This window comes from Leptospira alexanderi serovar Manhao 3 str. L 60 (assembly GCF_000243815.2).
Taxonomy (GTDB): domain Bacteria; phylum Spirochaetota; class Leptospiria; order Leptospirales; family Leptospiraceae; genus Leptospira; species Leptospira alexanderi.
In genome coordinates this window covers 80,087-100,324 of the sequence record NZ_AHMT02000027.1, presented here as the reverse complement: position 1 = coordinate 100,324, position 20,238 = coordinate 80,087, and the positions used below count along the sequence as shown (strand labels likewise).

At 40.5% G+C, this 20,238-nt stretch carries 18 protein-coding genes and 5 pseudogenes; 15 read left to right on the top strand and 8 right to left on the bottom strand.

The window, feature by feature from the left end; all coding sequences use genetic code 11:
- Position 1 precedes the first annotated feature (1 nt).
- Both LEP1GSC062_RS09315 and LEP1GSC062_RS09310 read left to right on the top strand, forming a co-directional pair.
- The gene (locus LEP1GSC062_RS09315; protein ID WP_020984131.1) at positions 2 to 1,858 is read left to right on the top strand and encodes an ATP-binding protein; all 1,857 of its coding nucleotides are present in this window, start codon (positions 2 to 4) and stop codon (positions 1,856 to 1,858) included.
- Between the two features lie 12 nt (positions 1,859 to 1,870).
- The gene (locus LEP1GSC062_RS09310; protein WP_010578759.1) at positions 1,871 to 2,080 is read left to right on the top strand and encodes a KTSC domain-containing protein; all 210 of its coding nucleotides are present in this window, start codon (positions 1,871 to 1,873) and stop codon (positions 2,078 to 2,080) included.
- A 366-nt stretch (positions 2,081 to 2,446) separates the two neighbouring features.
- Here the strand turns inward: LEP1GSC062_RS09310 and LEP1GSC062_RS09305 are convergent.
- The 3 genes and pseudogenes from LEP1GSC062_RS09305 to ilvD all read right to left on the bottom strand — a co-directional run.
- Positions 2,447 to 2,878, bottom strand: a pseudogene (locus LEP1GSC062_RS09305) (DUF1554 domain-containing protein); the annotation flags it as partial.
- 261 nt (positions 2,879 to 3,139) lie between these two features.
- Positions 3,140 to 3,313: a hypothetical protein gene (locus tag LEP1GSC062_RS09300; RefSeq protein WP_020984130.1), complete on the bottom strand. Its 174-nt coding sequence runs from the start codon at positions 3,311 to 3,313 to the stop codon at positions 3,140 to 3,142.
- 137 nt (positions 3,314 to 3,450) lie between these two features.
- Complete coding sequence (gene ilvD, locus LEP1GSC062_RS09295) at positions 3,451 to 5,133, bottom strand: dihydroxy-acid dehydratase (protein WP_010578757.1); 1,683 nt, start codon at positions 5,131 to 5,133, stop codon at positions 3,451 to 3,453.
- A gap of 286 nt (positions 5,134 to 5,419) precedes the next feature.
- Here ilvD and LEP1GSC062_RS09290 point away from each other — a divergent pair, with 286 nt between their 5' ends.
- From LEP1GSC062_RS09290 to LEP1GSC062_RS09280, 3 genes and pseudogenes are all read left to right on the top strand, one after another.
- Positions 5,420 to 5,680 (top strand): ribbon-helix-helix protein, CopG family, encoded by a 261-nt coding sequence (locus tag LEP1GSC062_RS09290; protein WP_010578756.1) that lies wholly within the window; start codon positions 5,420 to 5,422, stop codon positions 5,678 to 5,680.
- Positions 5,658 to 6,074 (top strand): type II toxin-antitoxin system VapC family toxin, encoded by a 417-nt coding sequence (locus tag LEP1GSC062_RS09285; protein WP_010578755.1) that lies wholly within the window; start codon positions 5,658 to 5,660, stop codon positions 6,072 to 6,074. Before LEP1GSC062_RS09290 ends, LEP1GSC062_RS09285 begins: the two co-directional genes overlap by 23 nt.
- Before the next feature lie 96 nt (positions 6,075 to 6,170).
- A pseudogene (locus LEP1GSC062_RS09280) lies at positions 6,171 to 6,800 on the top strand (metal-dependent hydrolase).
- Between the two features lie 142 nt (positions 6,801 to 6,942).
- On the opposite strand, the gene LEP1GSC062_RS23950 reads toward LEP1GSC062_RS09280, so the two are convergent.
- Positions 6,943 to 7,080: a hypothetical protein gene (locus tag LEP1GSC062_RS23950; RefSeq protein ID WP_167324064.1), complete on the bottom strand. Its 138-nt coding sequence runs from the start codon at positions 7,078 to 7,080 to the stop codon at positions 6,943 to 6,945.
- Between LEP1GSC062_RS23950 and LEP1GSC062_RS24690 the strand changes: the two are divergent.
- Together LEP1GSC062_RS24690 and LEP1GSC062_RS09265 are read left to right on the top strand one after the other, a co-directional pair.
- A pseudogene (locus LEP1GSC062_RS24690) lies at positions 7,037 to 7,288 on the top strand (leucine-rich repeat domain-containing protein); the annotation flags it as partial. The gene LEP1GSC062_RS23950 and the pseudogene LEP1GSC062_RS24690 overlap by 44 nt on opposite strands.
- Before the next feature lie 267 nt (positions 7,289 to 7,555).
- Complete coding sequence (locus LEP1GSC062_RS09265) at positions 7,556 to 7,846, top strand: YciI family protein (RefSeq protein WP_010578751.1); 291 nt, start codon at positions 7,556 to 7,558, stop codon at positions 7,844 to 7,846.
- A gap of 79 nt (positions 7,847 to 7,925) precedes the next feature.
- On the opposite strand, the gene LEP1GSC062_RS09260 is transcribed toward LEP1GSC062_RS09265, so the two are convergent.
- Entirely contained in the window at positions 7,926 to 8,828 is a 903-nt protein-coding gene (locus LEP1GSC062_RS09260) for a glycosyltransferase family 2 protein (protein ID WP_010578750.1), read from the bottom strand.
- The gene (locus tag LEP1GSC062_RS09255) at positions 8,825 to 10,942 is read right to left on the bottom strand and encodes an O-antigen ligase family protein (protein ID WP_039941649.1); all 2,118 of its coding nucleotides are present in this window, start codon (positions 10,940 to 10,942) and stop codon (positions 8,825 to 8,827) included. Before LEP1GSC062_RS09255 ends, LEP1GSC062_RS09260 begins: the two co-directional genes overlap by 4 nt.
- 139 nt (positions 10,943 to 11,081) lie before the next feature.
- On the opposite strand from LEP1GSC062_RS09255, the gene LEP1GSC062_RS25825 reads away from it, so the two are divergent.
- The 7 genes and pseudogenes from LEP1GSC062_RS25825 to LEP1GSC062_RS09220 form a co-directional block, all read left to right on the top strand.
- The gene (locus LEP1GSC062_RS25825) at positions 11,082 to 11,384 is read left to right on the top strand and encodes an STAS domain-containing protein (protein ID WP_039941697.1); all 303 of its coding nucleotides are present in this window, start codon (positions 11,082 to 11,084) and stop codon (positions 11,382 to 11,384) included.
- Positions 11,381 to 11,818 (top strand): LIC_11090 family protein, encoded by a 438-nt coding sequence (locus LEP1GSC062_RS09245; RefSeq protein ID WP_010578748.1) that lies wholly within the window; start codon positions 11,381 to 11,383, stop codon positions 11,816 to 11,818. The genes LEP1GSC062_RS25825 and LEP1GSC062_RS09245 overlap by 4 nt, the downstream gene beginning before the upstream one ends.
- 119 nt (positions 11,819 to 11,937) lie before the next feature.
- On the top strand, positions 11,938 to 12,879 hold the full coding sequence (locus LEP1GSC062_RS09240; RefSeq protein WP_020984081.1) for an MbnP family copper-binding protein: 942 nt from the start codon (positions 11,938 to 11,940) through the stop codon (positions 12,877 to 12,879).
- Between the two features lie 47 nt (positions 12,880 to 12,926).
- The gene (locus LEP1GSC062_RS09235) at positions 12,927 to 14,120 is read left to right on the top strand and encodes an MbnH family di-heme enzyme (RefSeq protein ID WP_010578746.1); all 1,194 of its coding nucleotides are present in this window, start codon (positions 12,927 to 12,929) and stop codon (positions 14,118 to 14,120) included.
- Complete coding sequence (gene lsa30 / locus LEP1GSC062_RS09230; protein ID WP_010578745.1) at positions 14,092 to 14,970, top strand: laminin/fibronectin-binding adhesin Lsa30; 879 nt, start codon at positions 14,092 to 14,094, stop codon at positions 14,968 to 14,970. The genes LEP1GSC062_RS09235 and lsa30 overlap by 29 nt, the downstream gene beginning before the upstream one ends.
- Positions 14,970 to 15,898: pseudogene (locus tag LEP1GSC062_RS09225) on the top strand (LIC11086 family outer membrane transporter). The gene lsa30 and the pseudogene LEP1GSC062_RS09225 overlap by 1 nt, the downstream one beginning before the upstream one ends.
- A gap of 403 nt (positions 15,899 to 16,301) precedes the next feature.
- Positions 16,302 to 16,783: pseudogene (locus LEP1GSC062_RS09220) on the top strand (ankyrin repeat domain-containing protein); the annotation flags it as partial.
- Between the two features lie 74 nt (positions 16,784 to 16,857).
- Here the strand turns inward: LEP1GSC062_RS09220 and LEP1GSC062_RS25535 are convergent.
- Positions 16,858 to 17,235 carry a transposase gene (locus tag LEP1GSC062_RS25535; RefSeq protein WP_020984107.1) on the bottom strand — a complete coding sequence of 126 codons (378 nt, stop codon included), beginning with the start codon at positions 17,233 to 17,235 and terminating at the stop codon, positions 16,858 to 16,860.
- A 204-nt stretch (positions 17,236 to 17,439) separates the two neighbouring features.
- On the bottom strand, positions 17,440 to 17,922 hold the full coding sequence (locus tag LEP1GSC062_RS25530) for an IS630 family transposase (RefSeq protein WP_020984080.1): 483 nt from the start codon (positions 17,920 to 17,922) through the stop codon (positions 17,440 to 17,442).
- 647 nt (positions 17,923 to 18,569) lie between these two features.
- Here LEP1GSC062_RS25530 and LEP1GSC062_RS09205 point away from each other — a divergent pair.
- Entirely contained in the window at positions 18,570 to 19,658 is a 1,089-nt protein-coding gene (locus LEP1GSC062_RS09205; protein WP_010578740.1) for an LIC10774 family surface protein, read from the top strand.
- Positions 19,659 to 20,238: the final 580 nt, after the last annotated feature.

The window sequence follows — 20,238 nt, the reverse complement described above, 5'->3', positions numbered from 1 at the left end:
TTTGGGAACTGTTCAAGATGTAAATGGAACTACAGTTAGCATTTTGCTTACTGAAGAATCATTAACAGATTTTATTTATATTGATGGGCAAGGATATCGAATCGGGCAAATTGGGAGTTTTGTGCGGATACCTATAGGCTTTATTGACTTATTTGGAATTATTAGCCAAGTCGGTGCGAGTTCCATTCCTGGGAGCCAAGGTGAAGTTCAATCCCATGGTAGTCGCTGGATGACAATTCAACTTATTGGAGAAAGTCAAAGGAATGGAATTTTTCAACGTGGGATTTCTCAATATCCAACGCTAGGCGATGAAATTCATTTAGTATCGGAAAAAGAACTATACCGTATTTACGGACAACCCAATAAACCATTTTTTGTCAAGCTTGGTCATATATCAAATGCAGAATCTATTCCAGCATTGGTTGATATTAATAAATTAATTACGCGACATTCCGCTATTGTGGGAACGACCGGATCAGGTAAATCAACTACTGTTGCAAGTATTATAACTGCTTTATCGAATCAAATGCTTTATTCATCGGCTAGAATTCTTATTTTGGATATACACGGAGAATACGGTAATGCCCTTTTTGACAGAGCCAATATTTACAAAATTAATGCAAGCAGCAATGCTAAGTTCAAGGAGAATGAACTTCAAATACCATTTTGGGCATTAAATTTTGATGAACTTTGTGAAATCTGCTTTGGAGAGTTTAACGATGAAAAATCTCGCAATATAGTTTTAGAAAGGATTCAAAGTGCAAAAGCAAATTCTTTGACAAAAAATTCAATAAAAGGAGTCACATTAGACACGTTAAGTGTTGATTCACCGATTCCTTTTAATATTCATTATTTATGGTATCAGTTATATGTGGAAACTTTCGGAACATATTATAGCAAAGGTCATGCTGGTAGACCAATTGATAATTTAGCTTATGAATTGGATTCATTAGGGCAACCTCAGAAAGGAAATCCAATGGAAGGGATTCCACCTATTTTCAAAAACGTTAAAAATGATAAGGATGATGACGAAAAAATTAATTATATTCCCACTTCACATAACTTTGGTAAACAATTGTCATTGCTTGGTTCAAAGTTAAGAATTCCTAGATATAATTTTATTTTCAAGCCTAAAGATTGGTTACCGGATGAGGATGGAAAAGTTACTAAAGATTTAGATTCTCTATTGAGAAATTGGATCGGTAGTGAAAAACCAGTTACGATTCTTGATTTATCCGGCGTTCCATCAGATATTCTTCATACTACAATAGGTATTCTTCTAAGACTTTTATATGAGGCTCTCTTTTGGGCCCGTGACTTGTCTCAAGGTGGACGGCATCGACCACTATTGCTTGTAATGGAAGAGGCACATATTTACTTAAGTGAAAATTCAAAAGGAATGGCTTCAAAAGTAGTTCAAAGGATAGTGAAGGAAGGACGAAAGTATGGAATAGGAGCCATGATCGTGAGTCAGAGACCCTCAGAAGTTAATGCGACGATTCTTTCTCAATGTGGGACATTTTTTGCGATGAGATTAGCTAATTCTCAAGATAGAAACCAAATAACTGGAACAATTTCGGATAATCTTGAAGGCTTAACGAATATGTTACCAATATTGAAAACAGGTGAGGCGATTATTTTAGGCGAGGCAGTCAAGTTACCTATGAGAACACAAGTTGAGCCTCCGCCTCAGAATCGAAGACCTGATAGTCAAGATCCGATTGTCTACGACGAAATATTAGAGCCAAATTCCCAAGCACCAGGGGGCTGGGGAGTTAAAATGGAAGAAGATCCAAAGTTTGAAGAGATAGTAGAGGCATGGAGATCGCAAAATCACAGGATAAGTAGAATAAAATAGGAGAGTAAAATAATGAAAAGAGACAGCGTTTCTTCGTCGAATATCAGATCGATAGGCTACGACGCCGAGAGTCAAACTTTAGAGATTGAATTTTTAAATGGTGGAATATATCAATATTTTGACGTACCTAATTCTATTTTTGACGGATTAATGGGTGCGCCCTCTCATGGGGAGTATCTGGCAGCAAACGTTAAAGGTACATATCGATATTCCAAAGTATAATTTTAACTTAGATAAGATGGCGCCCTCTTCAAAAACGTGGGTTAGATGCAAGCATTTACCACAAAACAAGAAAACCAACAGAATTTTCTAGAAGCCTATTTCAAAAATATTTTATCTTTGCTTAAAGCGCAGATTCCAATGATTCTAAGATATTTTTGAGATAGCTTCTAATTCTTTTTAGAAATAAACAAATTATACGGAAGAATTCGATTTTAATTCGAAAAAATCCGTTCACATCGGTTTTGACATTCCAAAAAGAAATTTGGAAAACTACAAATTTCCAGACCAAATGAGCGAACTAATTCACCTAACTTTTATTAAGTGAATTAGTTCCAAATTGTGAAAATTCTATCCTACCGCCTTACCTCATTGACAGTTTGGAAGAGCCCATGGATAACCGCAGATATTTGCGAGTTGGTCCATTCCCACGGCGCGATATAAGTTGTTTACTTCATCCTTCGAGATGAGTCCCTTTTGCACGAGTCTCCATCCGAGAGACTGAGGAGAAAACGGACTTTTGATGGAAAGATACGCATCCGTAAACCCGGGACTTCCATTTTGTGGAAGAGGAGAACCGTTATACATCTCGCCTAAAGTAACCAGAAGATCTTTCAAACTCACGCGAGAATTCTTAGGATGAACCACGTCTCCATACGTAACCCACTTGAAATTGATCGGTCCTCCGTCCAAAATTTCTCCCAACAACTTCATTTGATCGTATCGGTATTCCACCTGATACAGATAAGGTGCAACTACCCCGGTAGCGGAGTAACTGTCTACGTGATACGGATAGGGTTGGGTTTCAGAATGAAATATTTTGTCTAAATCAAAATTGCAAACTGGCTTTAAAAGATGCTGACCTGCGCCTAACCTCGCTCCATTTCGGAATTGCTAAACTTCGGACTAAAGCCACATTGCTCGCTCAAAGGACTAACTCCGGAGCAATATTTAAGAAAACCTGCATAAACGGATTTTCACACTTTCAACATGGATCTAAAAATGGGGCATCATCACAATCAATGTGCGACTCTTCTTAATTCTCCCACTCCGCAAGAACTTTCAAACAAAGTTCAAAGTCCCTTTCAATGAACAACCGTCCGACTTTTCGATCGAATATTCCAAGAACAGATTCAGACAATTTCCGAAGTCGCTTAACAAATATCCGTCCTTGCCGATCGCATAACCGGAATCGTACGGAAAAACCGGAATGTTTCTTTTTACGATTTCGGTCAAAGAAAGAACTACCTTCGTGCAACCCTAGATTTTTTTACCGAGAGAAAAATCGAAACGAAAGTAGAACCAATCGATTTTCTATCTTGCAGAACGAAAATCGAATTCACGTCAAAAATGTTTCCGGTTTCGCACCGTTTTCAAAGCAGATTTGTAATCGCACCGTTCGTCGCCGATTGAACCAATTTCGCGTATTTGGCAAGAACACCGGATTTGTACCTCGGTTCTATCGGTTTCCAATTTTTCAGACGTTTTTGAATTTCTTCCTGAGAAATTTCGACTTGGAGCAAATTTTTGCTGGAATCGATAGTAACCGTATCCCCATTTTGAACGATCGCGATCGGACCTCCATCAAAAGCTTCGGGTGAAATATGGCCGACCACAAGACCGTGAGTCCCGCCGCTAAATCGACCGTCCGTCATTAAGCCGACATCTTCTCCCAAACCTTTTCCGACAAGTGCGGAAGTAACCGCGAGCATCTCTCTCATCCCGGGACCGCCTTTGGGACCTTCGTAACGAATGATAATCACGTCGCCCGATTTGATTTGATCCGTCATGATCGCGTTGAAACAATCGTCTTCGGATTCGAACACTTTTGCGGGACCGGTGATGGAAATTTTTTTCAAACCGGAAATTTTAGCAACCGCGCCTTCCGGGGCAAGGTTTCCTTTCAAGATCACAAGAGGACCGGAAGGATGGAGCGCCTCCGATTTTTTACGAACGATCGTCTGGTTTGGAACGAGATCAGGCATATCCATTAGATTTTCTGCAATTGTTTTTCCGGTAACCGTAAGACAATCGCCATGAAGCATTCCTTCTTTTAAAAGATACTTCATCACACCGTGAACACCGCCCACTTTGTCGAGATCGGTCATGGCGTATCTACCACCCGGTTTTAGATCCGCAAGGTGAGGAGTTTTTTTACTGATTCGATCAAAGTCTTCGAGAGTCAGATCCACACCGATTTCTTTCGCGATCGCAATCAAATGAAGGACCGCATTGGTGGAACCGCCTAACACAAGAACTACGGTGATCGCGTTCTCGAATGCTTTTTTGGTAAGAATCTGCTTCGGAGTGATTCCCTTGCGGATGAGATTGATGAGAGCTTTTCCGGCCTCGTAACAATCCTCCGATTTTCTGGAACTCACAGCGGGCATGGAAGCCGAGCCCGGAAGACTCATCCCAAGAGCTTCTATCGCGGAGGACATCGTGTTTGCGGTATACATCCCTCCGCAACTTCCCGCGCCCGGACACGCATTCTGCTCAATTCGGATGAATTCTTCTCTTGAAATTTTACCTGCATTGAATTTACCGACGGCTTCAAAGATGGAGACGATATCCACGTCTTGACCGTCGCAATGTCCCGGAAGAATGGTTCCTCCGTAAACGAAAATAGAAGGAGCATCGATTCTGCAAAGAGCCATGAGACATCCGGGCATATTCTTATCACAACCTCCGATCGCGATCACTCCGTCGTGTCTCATCGCGTTGGAAACGATTTCAATTGAATCCGCAATCACTTCTCTGGAAGGAAGAGAAAAATGCATCCCTTCGTGACCCATCGTAATTCCGTCGGAAACCGTGATAGTTCCGTAAATTTGAGGAACTCCTCCCGCCGTACGAACGCCCTCTTTGACTTTTTCGGCCAGCTTATTGATATGAATATTACAAGGTGTCACTTCGCTCCAAGTGGACGCGATTCCGATCATCGGTTTGTGAAAGTCTTCGTCCGTAAAACCGACGGCGCGAAGCATCGCACGATTGGGTGCGCGATTATCTCCGTCCGTAGTCATCGAACTTCTTTTTTTTAGGTTATCGCTCATAGGTGCCTCTATCTGAGTCGTTCCGAAAACCTTCGTCTCGGACGAGTTATAGAAGTACAGTTTTGCGAACTCTTCTCGCGGTCAAATGGAAAAAGCGGGACTACTTTCCAAACACCAAAACGGCGCGACTTTCGACGCGAGTGTTTGTCGATTACGAAACCCTTTTTGAACGAACAAGATGATAGTTACGCAATCTAAGACGGCTCCTTCTATGTAAAACCGCACTTCGACATTCGACTGAAATAAATCCCTTGACCGTAATACCGATCTGTGATACATCTGCCCTATGATTAGTTTGCGATTACCGCCCGAGTTAGAAAGAAAATTAGCTTCATTCGCTAAGTCCGAGGGGAAAAGTCGTTCGGAAATCGTTAAAGACTCTATCGTAGAATATATTAAAAATCATGAAAATACCCAAACACCCTTTGAATTAGGCCGGGACTTATTCGGCAAACATTCCGCGTATGTTTCCGATCTGGCTCAAAACCGCAAAAAATATCTACATCAATCTATGAAAGTGAAAAATGCAAAACGTAGCTCTCATTGATTCCGGTCCGATCGTCGCATTATTCAATTCTAAAGATAAATTTCATAAATCGACTTACAAATTCATCAAATCCTACAAGGGTTCTTTAGTTTCGACTTGGCTGGTCGTAACCGAAGTCGTCTATCTTCTATCGTTTTCCATAGAGGCTCAATCTGATTTTTTGGAATGGATGGAAAGGGGCAGCATCCGAATCTTAGATCTTACCTTGGAAGATATTCGCTATATAAAAAATCGAATGAAAAAGTACTCGAATCTACCGATGGATTTAGCGGACGCTTCCTTAATGTGTATTGCGGAAAAGGAGGAAATCAATCGAATCATCAGTATCGATTCGGACTTTTCCATATATAAAACGTTAAAGGGAAAATTTTTACAAAATTTATGGAAAGAGTAGAAACGACCGAAACACCTAACTACTGTTTCTTTCTCTTCGTTCCTGCTTGCCTAACGTTGACGGTTTTCCGAAGCTGATTTCCTCCGAGGAATAACGATGCCCACCATCATGACTCATACCGCGGTTCCGATCTCGTTTTGGATCGCGTTTGGAAATAGATTCATTCCGGTTCGACTTCTTTGGGTCGGAATTCTTTTTTCGATTCTTCCCGCCGCGGACGTAATCGCATTCAAATTCGGAATTCCCTATGAAAATGATTTAGGACATCGAGGATTCAGTCATTCGATTTTGTTTGCATTCTCCCTTTCCGTTTTGGCCTGCGTGTCGGTTCGATGGCTTCGCGCGAGAATAGAAGCCGTGTTTTTCTTTTTGTTTCTTTCGATCCTTTCCCACGGAATCTTGGACGCGATGACAAGCGGAGGACTCGGAGTGGGATTTTCATTCCGTATTCTTCCGAAAGATTCTTTTTCCCTTTACTGATCTCTACATAAAGAAGTACCGCCAATTTTAGCGCAAATCCCCGTTTAGACGTAGAATTTTGGATACTCTATTATGTAGGGATGAGTAAGACCCATTCGAGTTTCTCCGATCAAAAACTTTTTGACCGCGTGCGGTTTGGTTGTGTTACAGTCCGAACTTTTATCCGTTTGGTTTCCGCTTTTGCCGATCGCAGTTTCGATTTTTTTAATACGAACTCGGAGGATCGATGCGCGCACCAAGGATTAAAAAATCGGAATCGCCTTTACTTTGAGTTTCTACAAACACGAGTAAAGAGCAAACGATTCATTGAAAAATCAATATTCCTCCCTTGTAAGCCTCCACAGATTAAATCTCTTCGGCGGTTTTTAAGTTTTTTGAGTGATTTTTCTCATCGTTTAAAAACGTAGAGTTCCCACATTGGACAATTTTGGGACAAACTTTTAACTCCGAAAAAATCCAAAAACCGTTTCAAGGAACCGATGATGTATTTCCAATCCGTAAGCATTCGTTTTAAAAAAAGATTCATAATACCCCTTTTGATCTGTTTTTTTGCAAACTCCAAGCACAACCGAACGAAGAGCAAACATATCGTAATTTAAAAAAGGCTCTTGAAAATCCTAAGGATGTTCGAGTTCTGAATTTGAATGGGAACCAACTCACAACTCTTCCCAAAGAAATCAAACAACTACAAAACTTAACAAGAGTTATATTTGCATAAGAATCCGAAAGCTACTTCCCAAATGTAATATTTATTTTTGAATGAAAATCAAATCAGAGAATTGTAATGAAACTGAATTTAATACGACCTTGTTTCCAAAAAGCGAGAATTTTCCTCTGCGACCTAACCCTAGAATAGAACCTGAATCCATAATTTGTTTTTATAAAACTCACATATACGGTAAACCTCCGAACGGGCTTCGGATAAATTCCAAAATTCAACACGGTATTCTATCAAATTTGAGTTTGAAAGAAATGAACATCTTCTATTTTAGGATTTTAGAATGAAACAATTTATAGTAGTACTTCGATATCTCGTTCCGATCGAAACCGTGGACGAGTATGTAACCGCACACAGAGAATATTTGTCCAAAGGATACGAGCAGAAACTGCTACTCGCATCCGGACCTCAGGAACCTAGAACCGGCGGAATCTTTATTGCGAGAGCGGAGTCCCGCAAAGAAATAGAATCCTTTTGCCACCAAGATCCTTTTTATAAAAACGGAGTCGCTGAATATCAAATTTTGGAGTGGAACCCGGTGAAATATCAAAAAGAATTTGAATTCTGGATTTAAAACTCATCAACGTCTACGGATTGTTCTCTACCTTGACTTTGTCCTTCTCATGAACGGCGGCACATCGCGGAAAAGAAGCTCAAATCCAATTCTTATTCTCAAGCAAGAATTGCCGAATACGGATTCCGGAGGAAGAAGTCACTCCGTCTTTCATAACGGAGTGCAAAAGAAAATCCAACTCTTCGCTCCAAGAGTTCCTTTTTATTTTCCCTTGCCTTAAAATTTTCCATTTTATAGAGAGAATTTTTTCAGCGCAATTCCGTTGTTCTTCGTTTAATAAATTAGAATTTAATAATTTTATAATAGAATAAATTCGAAAACGGTCCATAGCCGGATACCGAACGGAAAGCTGATCCTTATGTCCTCCGTATCGGACGAGTAAAAACTCATTCAAAAGAACGACCGGGGTTTTAGAGGTGATTCTCAACCAAAGGTCGTAATCTTCACAGGCGGGAAGTCCCTCGTCCATTCCGCCTTGTTTTTCGTAGAGATCCTTTTTCAAAAGAACCGAAGAAGGAGTAACGCTACAAAACTCAAGGCTTTGTTCGAAGATCCATCCGTTTTTTTTCGAGAGATGAACGGGAGGATTAACTCGTCTTCCATTTCGAATCCAAATCTCTTGAGATTGAAGAATTTTTGTTTCCGGATGTTTTTCACAATATTTCCATTGACGTTCTAATTTTTCGGGCAGCCATTCGTCGTCAGAATCCAAAAATGCGATCCAATCCTCCGAGGCTTTTTCTACTCCCCGATTTCTAGCGTAACTGACTCCTTTATGTTCTAAAGAAAGAATTCGAATTCCATCGAAAGAATTCGGAAAAGTTTCCCCAATTTTGAAAATCGTCGAATCCGTCGATCCGTCGTCGACTATGATGATTTCTTTTGGCCGAAAAGTCTGTGCCAAAACGGAAGAAATCGCTTTGATAATTTTGTCTTCCCGATTGAAAGTCGGAATTACGACCGAAATCGGAACCGTATTCATGATCTTTTTTTAAAACGTTTTCTTAGGACTTTCTTTGCAGATGAATGGATTTTTTTTCGAATCCGTATTTGAGAACAGATCTTTCTAGGCTCTGGATCCAAGGGCCTTTGACTCCAAAAGTTCAAAGTTCGAAGCGGATCCGTATTTTGGTGTAAGATACATTCCGTTTTTAGGATATTCTTGCCCTTGACAGTTCGAAAAGCCATGTATTCTCCCTTGAATCCCTTGATTGTACGCGGATAGATCTTTCGATATCCGCCTGAGATGGAAATCGACAGCTTACTTCGACGATCCATTTCCCGGTTCTGCGTTACGAAATACAACTCCGGTCGAGACGCCAAGGTCATTTTACCGCTTCCTTCCAAAATCCAGGCCTTGTATTCGCTTTTTCCCGGAGGAAAGTAAACACCCGATCGAAACATTTTTGTAGGGAAAAAAAACCAGGAACTAAACAGTAAAACCAAAACCAAACATAAAGAAATTATAATATTTCTGCGATTAAAACACGAATACCGTTTCGCAACGAACGTAGAAACCTTTGTTTCCGTAAAAAATGGGAACAAAGCGATCCATTGAAAATAAACGGCTCTCAAATAGAACCATTCTTGAAAGAAGGAATACACAAATACGGCCGCAACGGAAGAGAAAAAAACAGAGGAAACCAGAATGGATCGATCGCTTTTTCTGAACTTCAACAACTCATAAAAAAGAAAAAACCATAACAAAGAATAAAATACCACTCCTGTTATTCCGAGACCGGAAAAAATCTGCAAGAACTGATTGTGAGTCGTATGATACAAAGACGATCTTGCTTCGAGGTTTAAACAACATTCGTTGTACCACCCGTAACTCTCAAAACCTCCGCCTAACAAAGGCTTTCCAATCCCAAGCGTCAGCCCCGCTAAAAAATGAGAAAACCTTTCCGGATCTACCGAACCCGCACGCATCCAAATTACGGAAAGCGGAAATAAAATTCCTCCGACAACGAAATGAGAAGCCAAAACCGCCGCAAAAGTACGGGACGTATTTCGATTTTTAACAAGAAAGAAAGGGAGAATAAAAACGGAAAGAACACAAAACGTCAAAAAAGAAAACATACCTCCTCTGGCCCCAATCCAAAAAAACGTCACTCCTAAAACTAAAAGAACAGCCGACAAGAAAAGCCACTTTCCCAATCCGGGCGATAATCCGCCATTTTTCAAAATTTGCATTTTTTTTAATATTCCGGTTTTAGAATATTTCGATCTTGCAAAAACCCAATAAAACAAAAAAGGAAGGCCCGAAATCAAATAGATCGAAAACCAACTCCGGTTCCAAAACAAGGACTGAATTCCAAATTTCGGTAAAAATCGTTTCAAGGAAGGAATTAGAGAATGAGACAAGGCGAAGAGTTTATATCCGTCCAACCAATAATGATAAAAATTTAATATTGATTTTACGGTCTGCGAAAAATATTCCAACCAACCGACGGCTATCGATACGATCATACCGGCGACTACTCCCAACGCAAAAACACGATAAACCGGGTTCGTAGCAGAAAAAGCAGGAACACTTCCCAACCAATTCTTACGAGCAATCAATCCGAATAAAAATAATATTCCCAAAAACAAAAGTTTAATCGGGTAAGCGGGTTCCAATTCGGTAGAATGTAAAAACCAAAACCAACCCTTTTGATAAAAGCGAAAATCCAAAAACAAATCCGGATTCGCGATAAGACTCAAAGCCCCCGCGCCGAAGAACAAAAGTAATAGAATTCCGATCGGATGTTTCCAAAACGTATCCGTAAAAATCTTATTTCCCCGAAAGTAGTTTTCTACGATTCCGCGAACACACCAGAAAATCCAAAGACAATCCTGCAATTCCAGAAATCTTCCTCCGGGATGATTTCCGAAAAAGACCCCCGAAGCCGCGAGAAAAAAAGTCGCAACCAACGGAAACAAAACGTCCAAGACGGCAAAACATACAAAAAGAAAAACAAAAACGATTCTAAATTTCCAAGGATAGAAAGAGAATAAAGGGAGAATTAATAGAATTCCAAAGACAGCCCAGAAAAAGAATTTGAAGCCAAGAGACAAAGACGCCGCAAGAAATGGACTTCGAATCCAACTTTTCATAGGGATACAAAAGTTCGAAAGGTGTTTTTACGAAACGACAAAACCAAATCGAAGTTCGGTTCCTTCCGACAAAAAATACGGGGATTTTTTTGTTTCCAGAAAAAACTATTTCCTGATAGTAGTAACTGCGTTTTATTTTATGCAGCAGTTGGAAGAGTCCACAATCTACCCTAATAAAAATTCCTTTCGAGTCGAATTTCGCAGGAATATTTGTTCCGTAGAAACCGATGAAATTCAGGAAATTCTTTCTCAAATCCGGGAAATCCGTCCGGATAATGTTATTTTAGATATGACTCCCGTGGTGGCGATTCCCTCCATGGTTCTCAATCGCATTTTAAAATTTATTTCCGAATTGAAAAAAGATCAAATTCAAGTTTCGGAAGTGAAACTGAGCGAAGGCTTACAACTTGTGTTTTCCAGACTCAAGATTGATTTAGGATGAAATTTTCCCTTTCCATCCTTTTATCCGCTTCCATCTTATTCCAAACAATTGTTTTTTCCAGCGGTCTCTTCGGTTGTATTCTCGCAGAAAAGGCCAAAATCTGCGAATGCAACCACAGAAGCAAAATGCAGAAACACTCGAACGAAGAAGACAAAAGTTTCTCTAAAAAGGTCCTCTCAGGAAATCGATCGGTCGTTTCCAAGAAACTCCCGAATTGTCATTCCGCAAAATCGGGAGAAGTTCACGTTTGTTCCTGCAAAAAGACGGAAAATAAACTCTCTCAGCTGAGCGCATTTTACTCGACCCTTTTTTCTCCGAAACAAGGAGCCAATATCGAGCATAACCCCGACTTCATTCAAATCATTATTTTAGAATATTCTAATTCTGGAATTCTGTCTTTTTTCTCCCCGCTAAAACCCCCTCGATTCTCTTAACATTTCCACTTTCCAAAAGTCCTCTCAGGAAATCGACCTACAACGTTTCGGTCCGTTGATCGTAATTTTTTTCGGCGCGCGTTTTAGGAAGAAACTTAAATATTAGGAGATTTATTTTTATGACTAAAAAAGTTTTAGTCTTTGGGTTCATTGTTTCAGCTTGTCTTTCTTTCGTTTATTGTCCTTGGGATAAAAAAAAGGACGATTCCAATCTGATGTCCGTCGCGGCCCTGCTCTCCCTTGGAAATCAGGGAATTCAATTTTCCGCTTACGCCGGAACACAAAAATTAGAATGCGGCCAAACGCTCCGAGGTCATGCAAGAAGCTCGGAATATCTTCCTTTCATTCCCATCGCGCACATAGCCGAAAGTACGACGTTTCAACTACACGATTTTCGTCTTTTTGTTCACGGAGTTACCTTGATTCAAAACTCGGGAGAAGAAATTCCTCTCTCTCTAAATCAGGACGGAAAATTCCAATCCGGAGATGTCGCCCTTTTGGATTTCGAAAACAAAACCGGCAAGTGTAACGGAACTTCCGAAACCAACCATCTCGTTTCGGCTTTCATACCTCCGGACACCTACAAAGGAATCAAGTTCATCGTAGGATTGCCTGAAAACAAAAACCATTTGGATGCCGACAACCAACTCCCTCCTCTCAACAACTCTGGAATGTACTGGGGGTGGACGAGCGGTTATAAATTCCTAAAATTGGATTTTGAAACCGCCGAAACCTTAGAAGCCTCAGTCCATATCGGATCGGCAAACTGCGTGGGAGCGGGAAGTTCCAGCACTTGCGCGAGGGCAAATCGGATTCCGGTTACATTAACTCCCGACGGCGGTTTCAACCCTTCCACTCAAGAAATCAAGATTAACGTTCAGGCATTATTGCAAGGAATCGATCTCCAGGCAAATGCGAACGCTGCGATGTGTATGTCCGGAATTATCGGTGCGACGAGTATCGGTTGCCCGATCATCTTTTCGAACATCGGTTTGGATTTGAACGCGGGCACTCCGATCACACCGGCTCGAACCGTTTTTTCGATCAAAGCTAAAAATTAATTCGAAAATGCCCGAGTTCGTTTCGGGCATTTTGAGGAAGCAAATATATGAAGTTTTTATTATATTCTATTTCTTTGCTATTCTTGATTCAGTGCGGATCTGGAATTCTTCCTTTCGCTCCTTTCGACAAGAAGAAATCGGATCTTAACGAAGCTCTTCTGCTTCTATTGATTCCGCAAAACTCGTACGTTTGGAATCTACCTCCCGGATTTCCGGTTCCGGTCGTTCCGGCTTCCAATCCGATGACTCAAGAGAAGGTGGACCTCGGCAGATTCTTATTTTATGATAAAAAGCTTTCGGGTAACCAAACTCAGTCTTGCGCGTCTTGTCACAAACAATCGATCGCGTTTACGGACGGCTTAACGACCGCCGTCGGTTCCACGGGAGGCGTTCATCCCAGAAACACACAGGGAATCATCAATGTTGCGTATAACGCCCGTCAAACATGGGTCAATCCGACTCTAAAAGACCTGGAAGACCAGATGCTCGTTCCGATGTTCGGCGAACATCCCGTGGAACTAGGCCTTGCCAATCGGGAAAACGAAATGCTTGATCGTTTGAGAGCGGAGAATCGGTACCAAACTTTGTTTCGAAAAGCCTTTCCGTTCGAAGATCCTTTTTCCGTTTCCAACGTGGTAAAAGCGATCGCCTGTTTTGAAAGAACTCTCATATCGGGGCGCTCTCCTTATGATAAATTTTTATACGACGGAAACGTTGCGGCACTCGGTAACCAAAGAGCTTCCGTCATTCGTGGAGCTCAGATTTTCTTTTCGGAAAAGGGAGAATGTTTTCATTGCCACGGAGGTTTTAACTTCGCCGAAACGAGCGTGCATGTCGGAGCCGTTACCGCGGAAGTCACTTTTCATAACAACGGCCTTTACAACATCGGCGGAACCAGAGACTATCCTCCCGACAATCAGGGTTTGTACGAGTTTACGGGATTGATCTCCGATAAAGGCAAATTCCGGGCGCCCTCTATTAGAAATATTGAATTGACCGCCCCTTACATGCACGACGGTTCGATCGACACTCTGGAGAACGTAGTGGAACACTACAACGCAGGGGGAAGAAACGTTATTGGCGGACCCCATGCCGGAGACGGGAGAGCCAATCCGAACAAAAACGGTTTTGTGTTCGCGATCGGCCTTACTGCCGGGGAAAAAGCGGACCTCGTGAATTTCTTGAAAAGTTTAACGGATACGGAATTCGTAAATGACCCGAAACATAGCGACCCTTTTTAAACTTATCTTTTTCTGCATCTTCTTGAGAAACTGCACCTTCGGTTCCGTAGGAGACTCTAGAAAAGAAGACGCAAAGATGTTACAGAGGCTTTTGATTCTTTTCAACGAAAGACCAGCCTCGTTCAAAACCCTTCTGTATTATACAGACGATCAACAAGATTCTAATATAGGAAATTTTGATGTAGTTTCCGCAGCAACCGTTTATAATCTTCAGTTACAACCGGGCTCCAAGATTCTCTGGGACGGAGTTTCCATTCGAGTCAATCCTAATCCAGTATCTACAGTTCCCAGGCAAACAAGAACTTTCGACGCGGGAGATCATTCCGCCAAGTCCCACACCCCGTATACGGTTCCTTTGGATTTACCCGTCGCTTCTCCTTACGGACAAGAATATGGAACACCTTCGTTTAACGATTCGAATTTAGAAATTACCACGGAAACGATTCTCATGGGAGACGTTCATACTTCTTCGGTTCCTCTAATATCAGGAATTCCCTCCGGTTATCTTGCTTCCGTGAAGTATAAAATCAACTCCATCAATTTAACTTTCCAGATCGTCGCTCCCGCGGCAAAAACAGTAAGGCTACAAATACCCTCCTTTACGCTGGAACTCTTTCCAAGATGTAGGTTTGATATAACGCCCGAAAAACCGGGAAGCTTTCCGGTAATCTGGAGATCCAACGGAATCCTTCAGGATCAGAGTTCCGTTTCAATTTTAAATTCGATTTCCGCACTCCCGAATCCCGTGGATATCAATCCTTATCAAAACTCGAATCTATACGATCTGATTTTGGCAAACTTCCGACAGCAAGATCGAGTTGTATACCAAATAGGTTGTAATCTATTTTAATGAAACAAAATATTCTTATATTCTACTTTTTAATTTTTTTCCTGCGTATATTTTCGCTCGAAGCGCATCACACTGGAATGGGAGGTAGCGAACAATCATCCACCCGTTTCGTGGACCCGTTCACCGGCAAAAGGGAAAAGCCTGCAAACTATGTGGTCTTCACCCAGGACTTCTTCAAACAAACGAACGAAAATAGCAATATTCACACGACCACCTTTTTCGGAGAGATGAACCTTAAAAACGGAATGTTCGCTCTGAATCTAAGTACCCCTTACACGTATTACGAGCAGAAAAATCGCTCCGACGCCGCAAGAATCGGCAAAACATACGTGGGCGTAAAATATCTACCTTTGGTCGATTTTCAAAAAACTATTTCATTGTTCTCAGTGCGAATGTCGGTTTTCCGTCCGGTCCAGATACGGATAAATTTACGGGGGGAAATTATTATTCCGGCATTCCCGGTCTTACCTTGGGCTATCTTTTAGGTAAGTTTAGTTTTGTAGGAAGAATCAGCGGTATATTTCCACTTTCAAAATCACAACCCACCAATCTTCAGGACAACGACGGCATTATTTATTGGCTCAGAAACCCATCTTCTTCGCCGCCAGAAGAAACGTACCTTCTTAAAAAAACGAGTCTCTTTTCCGGATACGTTACGTATCTTTGGAAGCCGGGCCTTTCTTTCTTTACGGGTTTTTTATATAGAACTCCGTACGAAGGTGTCGATCTCAAAAGAACGAATCAGGGTAAAGTTCCGGCAATTTTTAGAGAAGTCAGTTTCGGATTCTCCGCGAACATTTCCGAAAAACTAAACTTCAATCTTTCGTATCGTCATCCGCTCTATCGCGGAGACGATTATCGGTTGTACGACTACGCGATTACGGCCGCAGTCTCGATCGAAATCTCGGAATTGGAAAATTCCAAATAGGTATTTAAACGTGAGCAGGGTCGTAAGAAAGTTTGGGCGAATAAGAAACTAAAGTGCAACGACTCCCTATGGGTCGAAACATATAATCGCTTTCGCATTTTGTTATATCGAATTCACGTTAGGATAGGCTTGTTTCAAAAAAAATAGAATATGGGATCTTTTTCAAAAAAACAACAATTTCGAATTAGTCGCAATTCTTGAGAACTTCCGTCTCTTTGCAAAATTACCCGTTACTTTTTGGCACCATTTTTATGCGTCCCGGTAGTAAATCTCAATTGGGTACGAGTTACCAATTGTTTTTTACTATCGAATTGGGCTACACGAAAACTTGGAAGGCAAATCATTCGATCATTTTTTAACTTACATTTTTTATAAATCTGACGATACAATAAGATGAAATTGAATGTTTTTATTTTTTATCCGTCATTCAGAGAATTTTAGGAAACGTTTTAAAAAACTTTTCCAAACCAAAACCTACGTTTATTAATTTCAATCTTAATAATATTATCTTCCCCAGAGGTTTTCGGAAAATCCGTTTCCATGGCGGATCGAAAAATTCTTTCCGCTGCAATCAGCGGCAATCTACGACTCGCACAAAAAGCTCTGGATCAAGGCACGTCCGTTCACGCAAGAGATCCTAGACAATATTTTTTAGGAGAAACACCCCTTCACAAGGTCGCCTTTCACAACGACGTATCCTTTCTAAGATTCCTTTTGAAGAATGGCGCCGATCCGAACCTTTTCGACGATCGAGGAGAAACTCCGTTAATCACCGCGATTTACGATCTAAGTTGGGAATCCGTATCGGTTTTGTTAGAAGCAAAAGCGGACCCGTATTTAGAAACAAAATCGGGAATCAGCCCGGCGGTTTTAGCGGCGGATCTTTTTAAATCTTGGGAAACGGAGCCGAGGACACTTGCTTGGAAGGATTTACCCCAATTCAGAGAACCTGTGTTCCATTAGGCGCTTACTTTCAATATTCCTAAAGTAGATTTTGTTCTTTGAATCAATTGGCTAAGATTCTCTGAACAAAAATTAGCCATATAGTTTTTCTTCCAACGACACCAGATATATTCTTGCGGATTTAACTCCGGAGCATAAGGAGGCAAAAATTCTACTCGAAGCCTTTCCTCGTTTGCTTTTAAAAATTCATTCATTGTTTTGCTTTTACGAGCAGATAAATTATCCCAAACTATTAAAATCTTTTTACGATTTTCCTTTAAAAGTATCTTTAAAAAATAAATCAGATCCTGGCTTTTAACAGAGCCTGTTATGATCTGAACGTGAAAATCTTTTTGAGAAATAGCGCCTATTACTGATAACTTTTTCCAAGGCATCTTGTGACGGAAGTTAAAAAGATTAGAAACTATCTCAAAAATACTTTATCTTTGTTTAAAACGCCGATTTCAATCATTCTAAGATATTTTTGAGATAGCTTCTAGTAAGTTCTGCTTAATGATCGGCGTCTTACCTATTAAGTCCTTACCGTATACGGATTCTGACTGATTCCGCTTTCATCTAAAAATATGACCTTAAACCCTTCATTCTCTGCTTTTTTTTATACCGGGCCAAGTTTTCGTTTTCCAAGTTTCAATTGCCTTTTCATCTCTTTCCAACGCTCTTCTTTTAGGTTTTTGATACGAAAATCCTAATTGATGTAAGAGAATTCCTACGTAATCTTGATGATACGTTACTCCGAATTTTTTTCGTATGATTTCTGATACACGATACGTTGACCAAAGTTCATTCGGATAACCGTTACTGATCGGACCTTTCAAGATGATTCTTTTTAATTCTTTCTTCTCTGAAATGGTCAATTTGGTCGGTCGACCTCGTCGACCATTCCATTTTACTCCTTCGATTCCTTCCGATTCATATCTTTCTCGCCAACGCATTACCGATTGCTTACTGACTCCAAGCTTTTTTGATACTCCGTAGCACGTGTAGCCTTTCTTCAAGAGAGCAATTCCCTTCAACCTACGTTTTTCCAAACGTTTTAACTTTTCCCTTTCTAAATTTTGCATTATGACAATGGGATATTATTGTTATATTTTTGGTACTCTTTTTTGTAGGGATCAGTAGTAAGAAAAGAATTTTCGTAGAAAATACTTTTACCGGTATTCAAAGATTTAGAATTACCTCGGACGTTATTAGAAGTTTTAGAAAAGATTTTAAACATCTCGTTTTTGTTTTAGCCGCAGGACTTCGTCTATTTATTGTTAAATGTATTATTGGTAATTTTTTAACAACTCTATTTTAGAAAACATTAAAAATTAAATGTTTTTAGAGATTTTTCCACGATAGACATCGAATTCATCTTGGATCGATTTCTATTTCATTCAAACGAATGATAGAAGTTTTCAACAACTCCATTCGCAATCGATTCAGAGACATTTTAATTCGACTTCTAATTAACCCTTTTGGATTATAATGCGATATTTAACTTTATAGGTTGTGTCGCATTTCTATCGTATTGAGAATGATTCTAACGTTACCTGAGAACATCAGGCTCTCATTCCTGCGAAATTCTTATTTTCACGTCTTCGATTGATAAGGAATTACAATAATTTTTTATAAACTTTATTTTCCGTTCAAAATGAAAACATCCGCCTGTTGCAATGAGGACAAAGATTCATATTCCATAAAGAATGGGAATCTTAAGGAAAATAAAATGAAACAAATTTTTTCAATGTGCCTGGCAGCTTTTCTGTTATTTGCGGGATGTGCGGGAGCAAACGATGGAAACGAAAATTCTTCGCTCCTTCTTTTTGGAATCTCCGACAAATCGCTGTTAGATATTGCGGCAAATCCTCAGAGATCCTTAGTAAATTTAGTACCGACACCCAACGTTCATTACGTGGATGCTCTTTCGGGAAAGGATTCCAACCCCGGAACGTCACTCGCTCCTTACAAAACCATTACGTATGCGTTGTCGCAACCTGGGAATACGATCTATGTAGCACCCGGAATTTACAATGAAGCGCTGGGAGAAACGTTTCCCATAAAGATACCCGCGGGTATAAATTTAATCGGAAATGAATCCGGTAAAGGTATAGATAGTAAAGGAAAAGGGGGAAATTCCGGTTATACCGGCACCGGGATCATTCCTAATGAAGGACCTACTTTGATTTTGGGAGTGGGACTGGTTTACATAGGCGATTACGCTACTTTGGTTTTAGAAAGCGACAGTACGGTTGCCGGATTTACAATTACCAATCCTAAACCTTACTCTGGTGACATTACCATTTCTGCCATTCAAGTTTCTGGAGATCCTTTCGGCATTATTTCCGGAATCACAATTCGAAACAACTCATTGACCGGAAGCATTGGAGGAGCGGGGGTTTATATCGGACCTTCCAATCAGGCTGGAACTGGAAATATCATTTCCGGTAATACCATCGTCTCAAATTATTATGGGATCCGAAATAGTTTCTCAAGCACGGTGATCAAAGTAGAAAATAATTTGATTTCTCGAAATCGATGGGGAATCATCATCAACCCTAATACCGACAATACCAACGTGGACTTGGGAGGAGGAAGCACTGGAAGCGTGGGAAACAATACCATTTCCTGCAATACGTATCATGATTTATCCATATCGCTTTCGAATACGGTCACTTTGTATGCTAAAAACAATCATTGGGATCATATTCCGCCTACTGTAACGACGACAGGCGGAAATGCGGATATAATGAGTTCCTCAAGTTCTTTCATTTTCACTTCGGGTATGAGTCTCGCGGCCGCGCCTTGTAACCCGTAACATTCATTTCTCACCGCTTTCGAACGTAGGAAAAGCGGTGGGATCGTTTGTAAAGTCTTAAACATATAAAATCAATCCGAGAAATTTCAGTAAGAATATTGGTAGAAACAAAAGGTGTATTCAAAAAAGACAATATAGTTTCTGAAGGAATTCGCGTTATGCGAAATAATATGATCCCGGACAATATCGTTGAGATAGTTGATTGAAAAGACAGGATGAGTCAGCCCGAGGGTATCAGTTCGAACGTGTAAATGATTTGTTACTACTTGGACGCATGAAAAGAATACTGTAATAAGTTTGTTTCAAAAGTTAGAATGTTAGATCTTCTTCAAAAAAAGCCAACAATTCTGGATTCCGCACAATTTTGTGAGAATTTCTATATCTTTGCAAAAATCACCCGTTAATTTTTGGTACAATCTTCATGCGTCTTATGTAAAAAAACAGGGGAGGACTTGACACAAAATACATAGGAAAGAACGAAATGCGGCTTTAATTTCTTTCGTGGCCGATTTAGATTCATGTACGAGTCGTTCGATAAAATGCCGTTTAGGGCGCAATTTAGATCGCTCGATACGTTTTG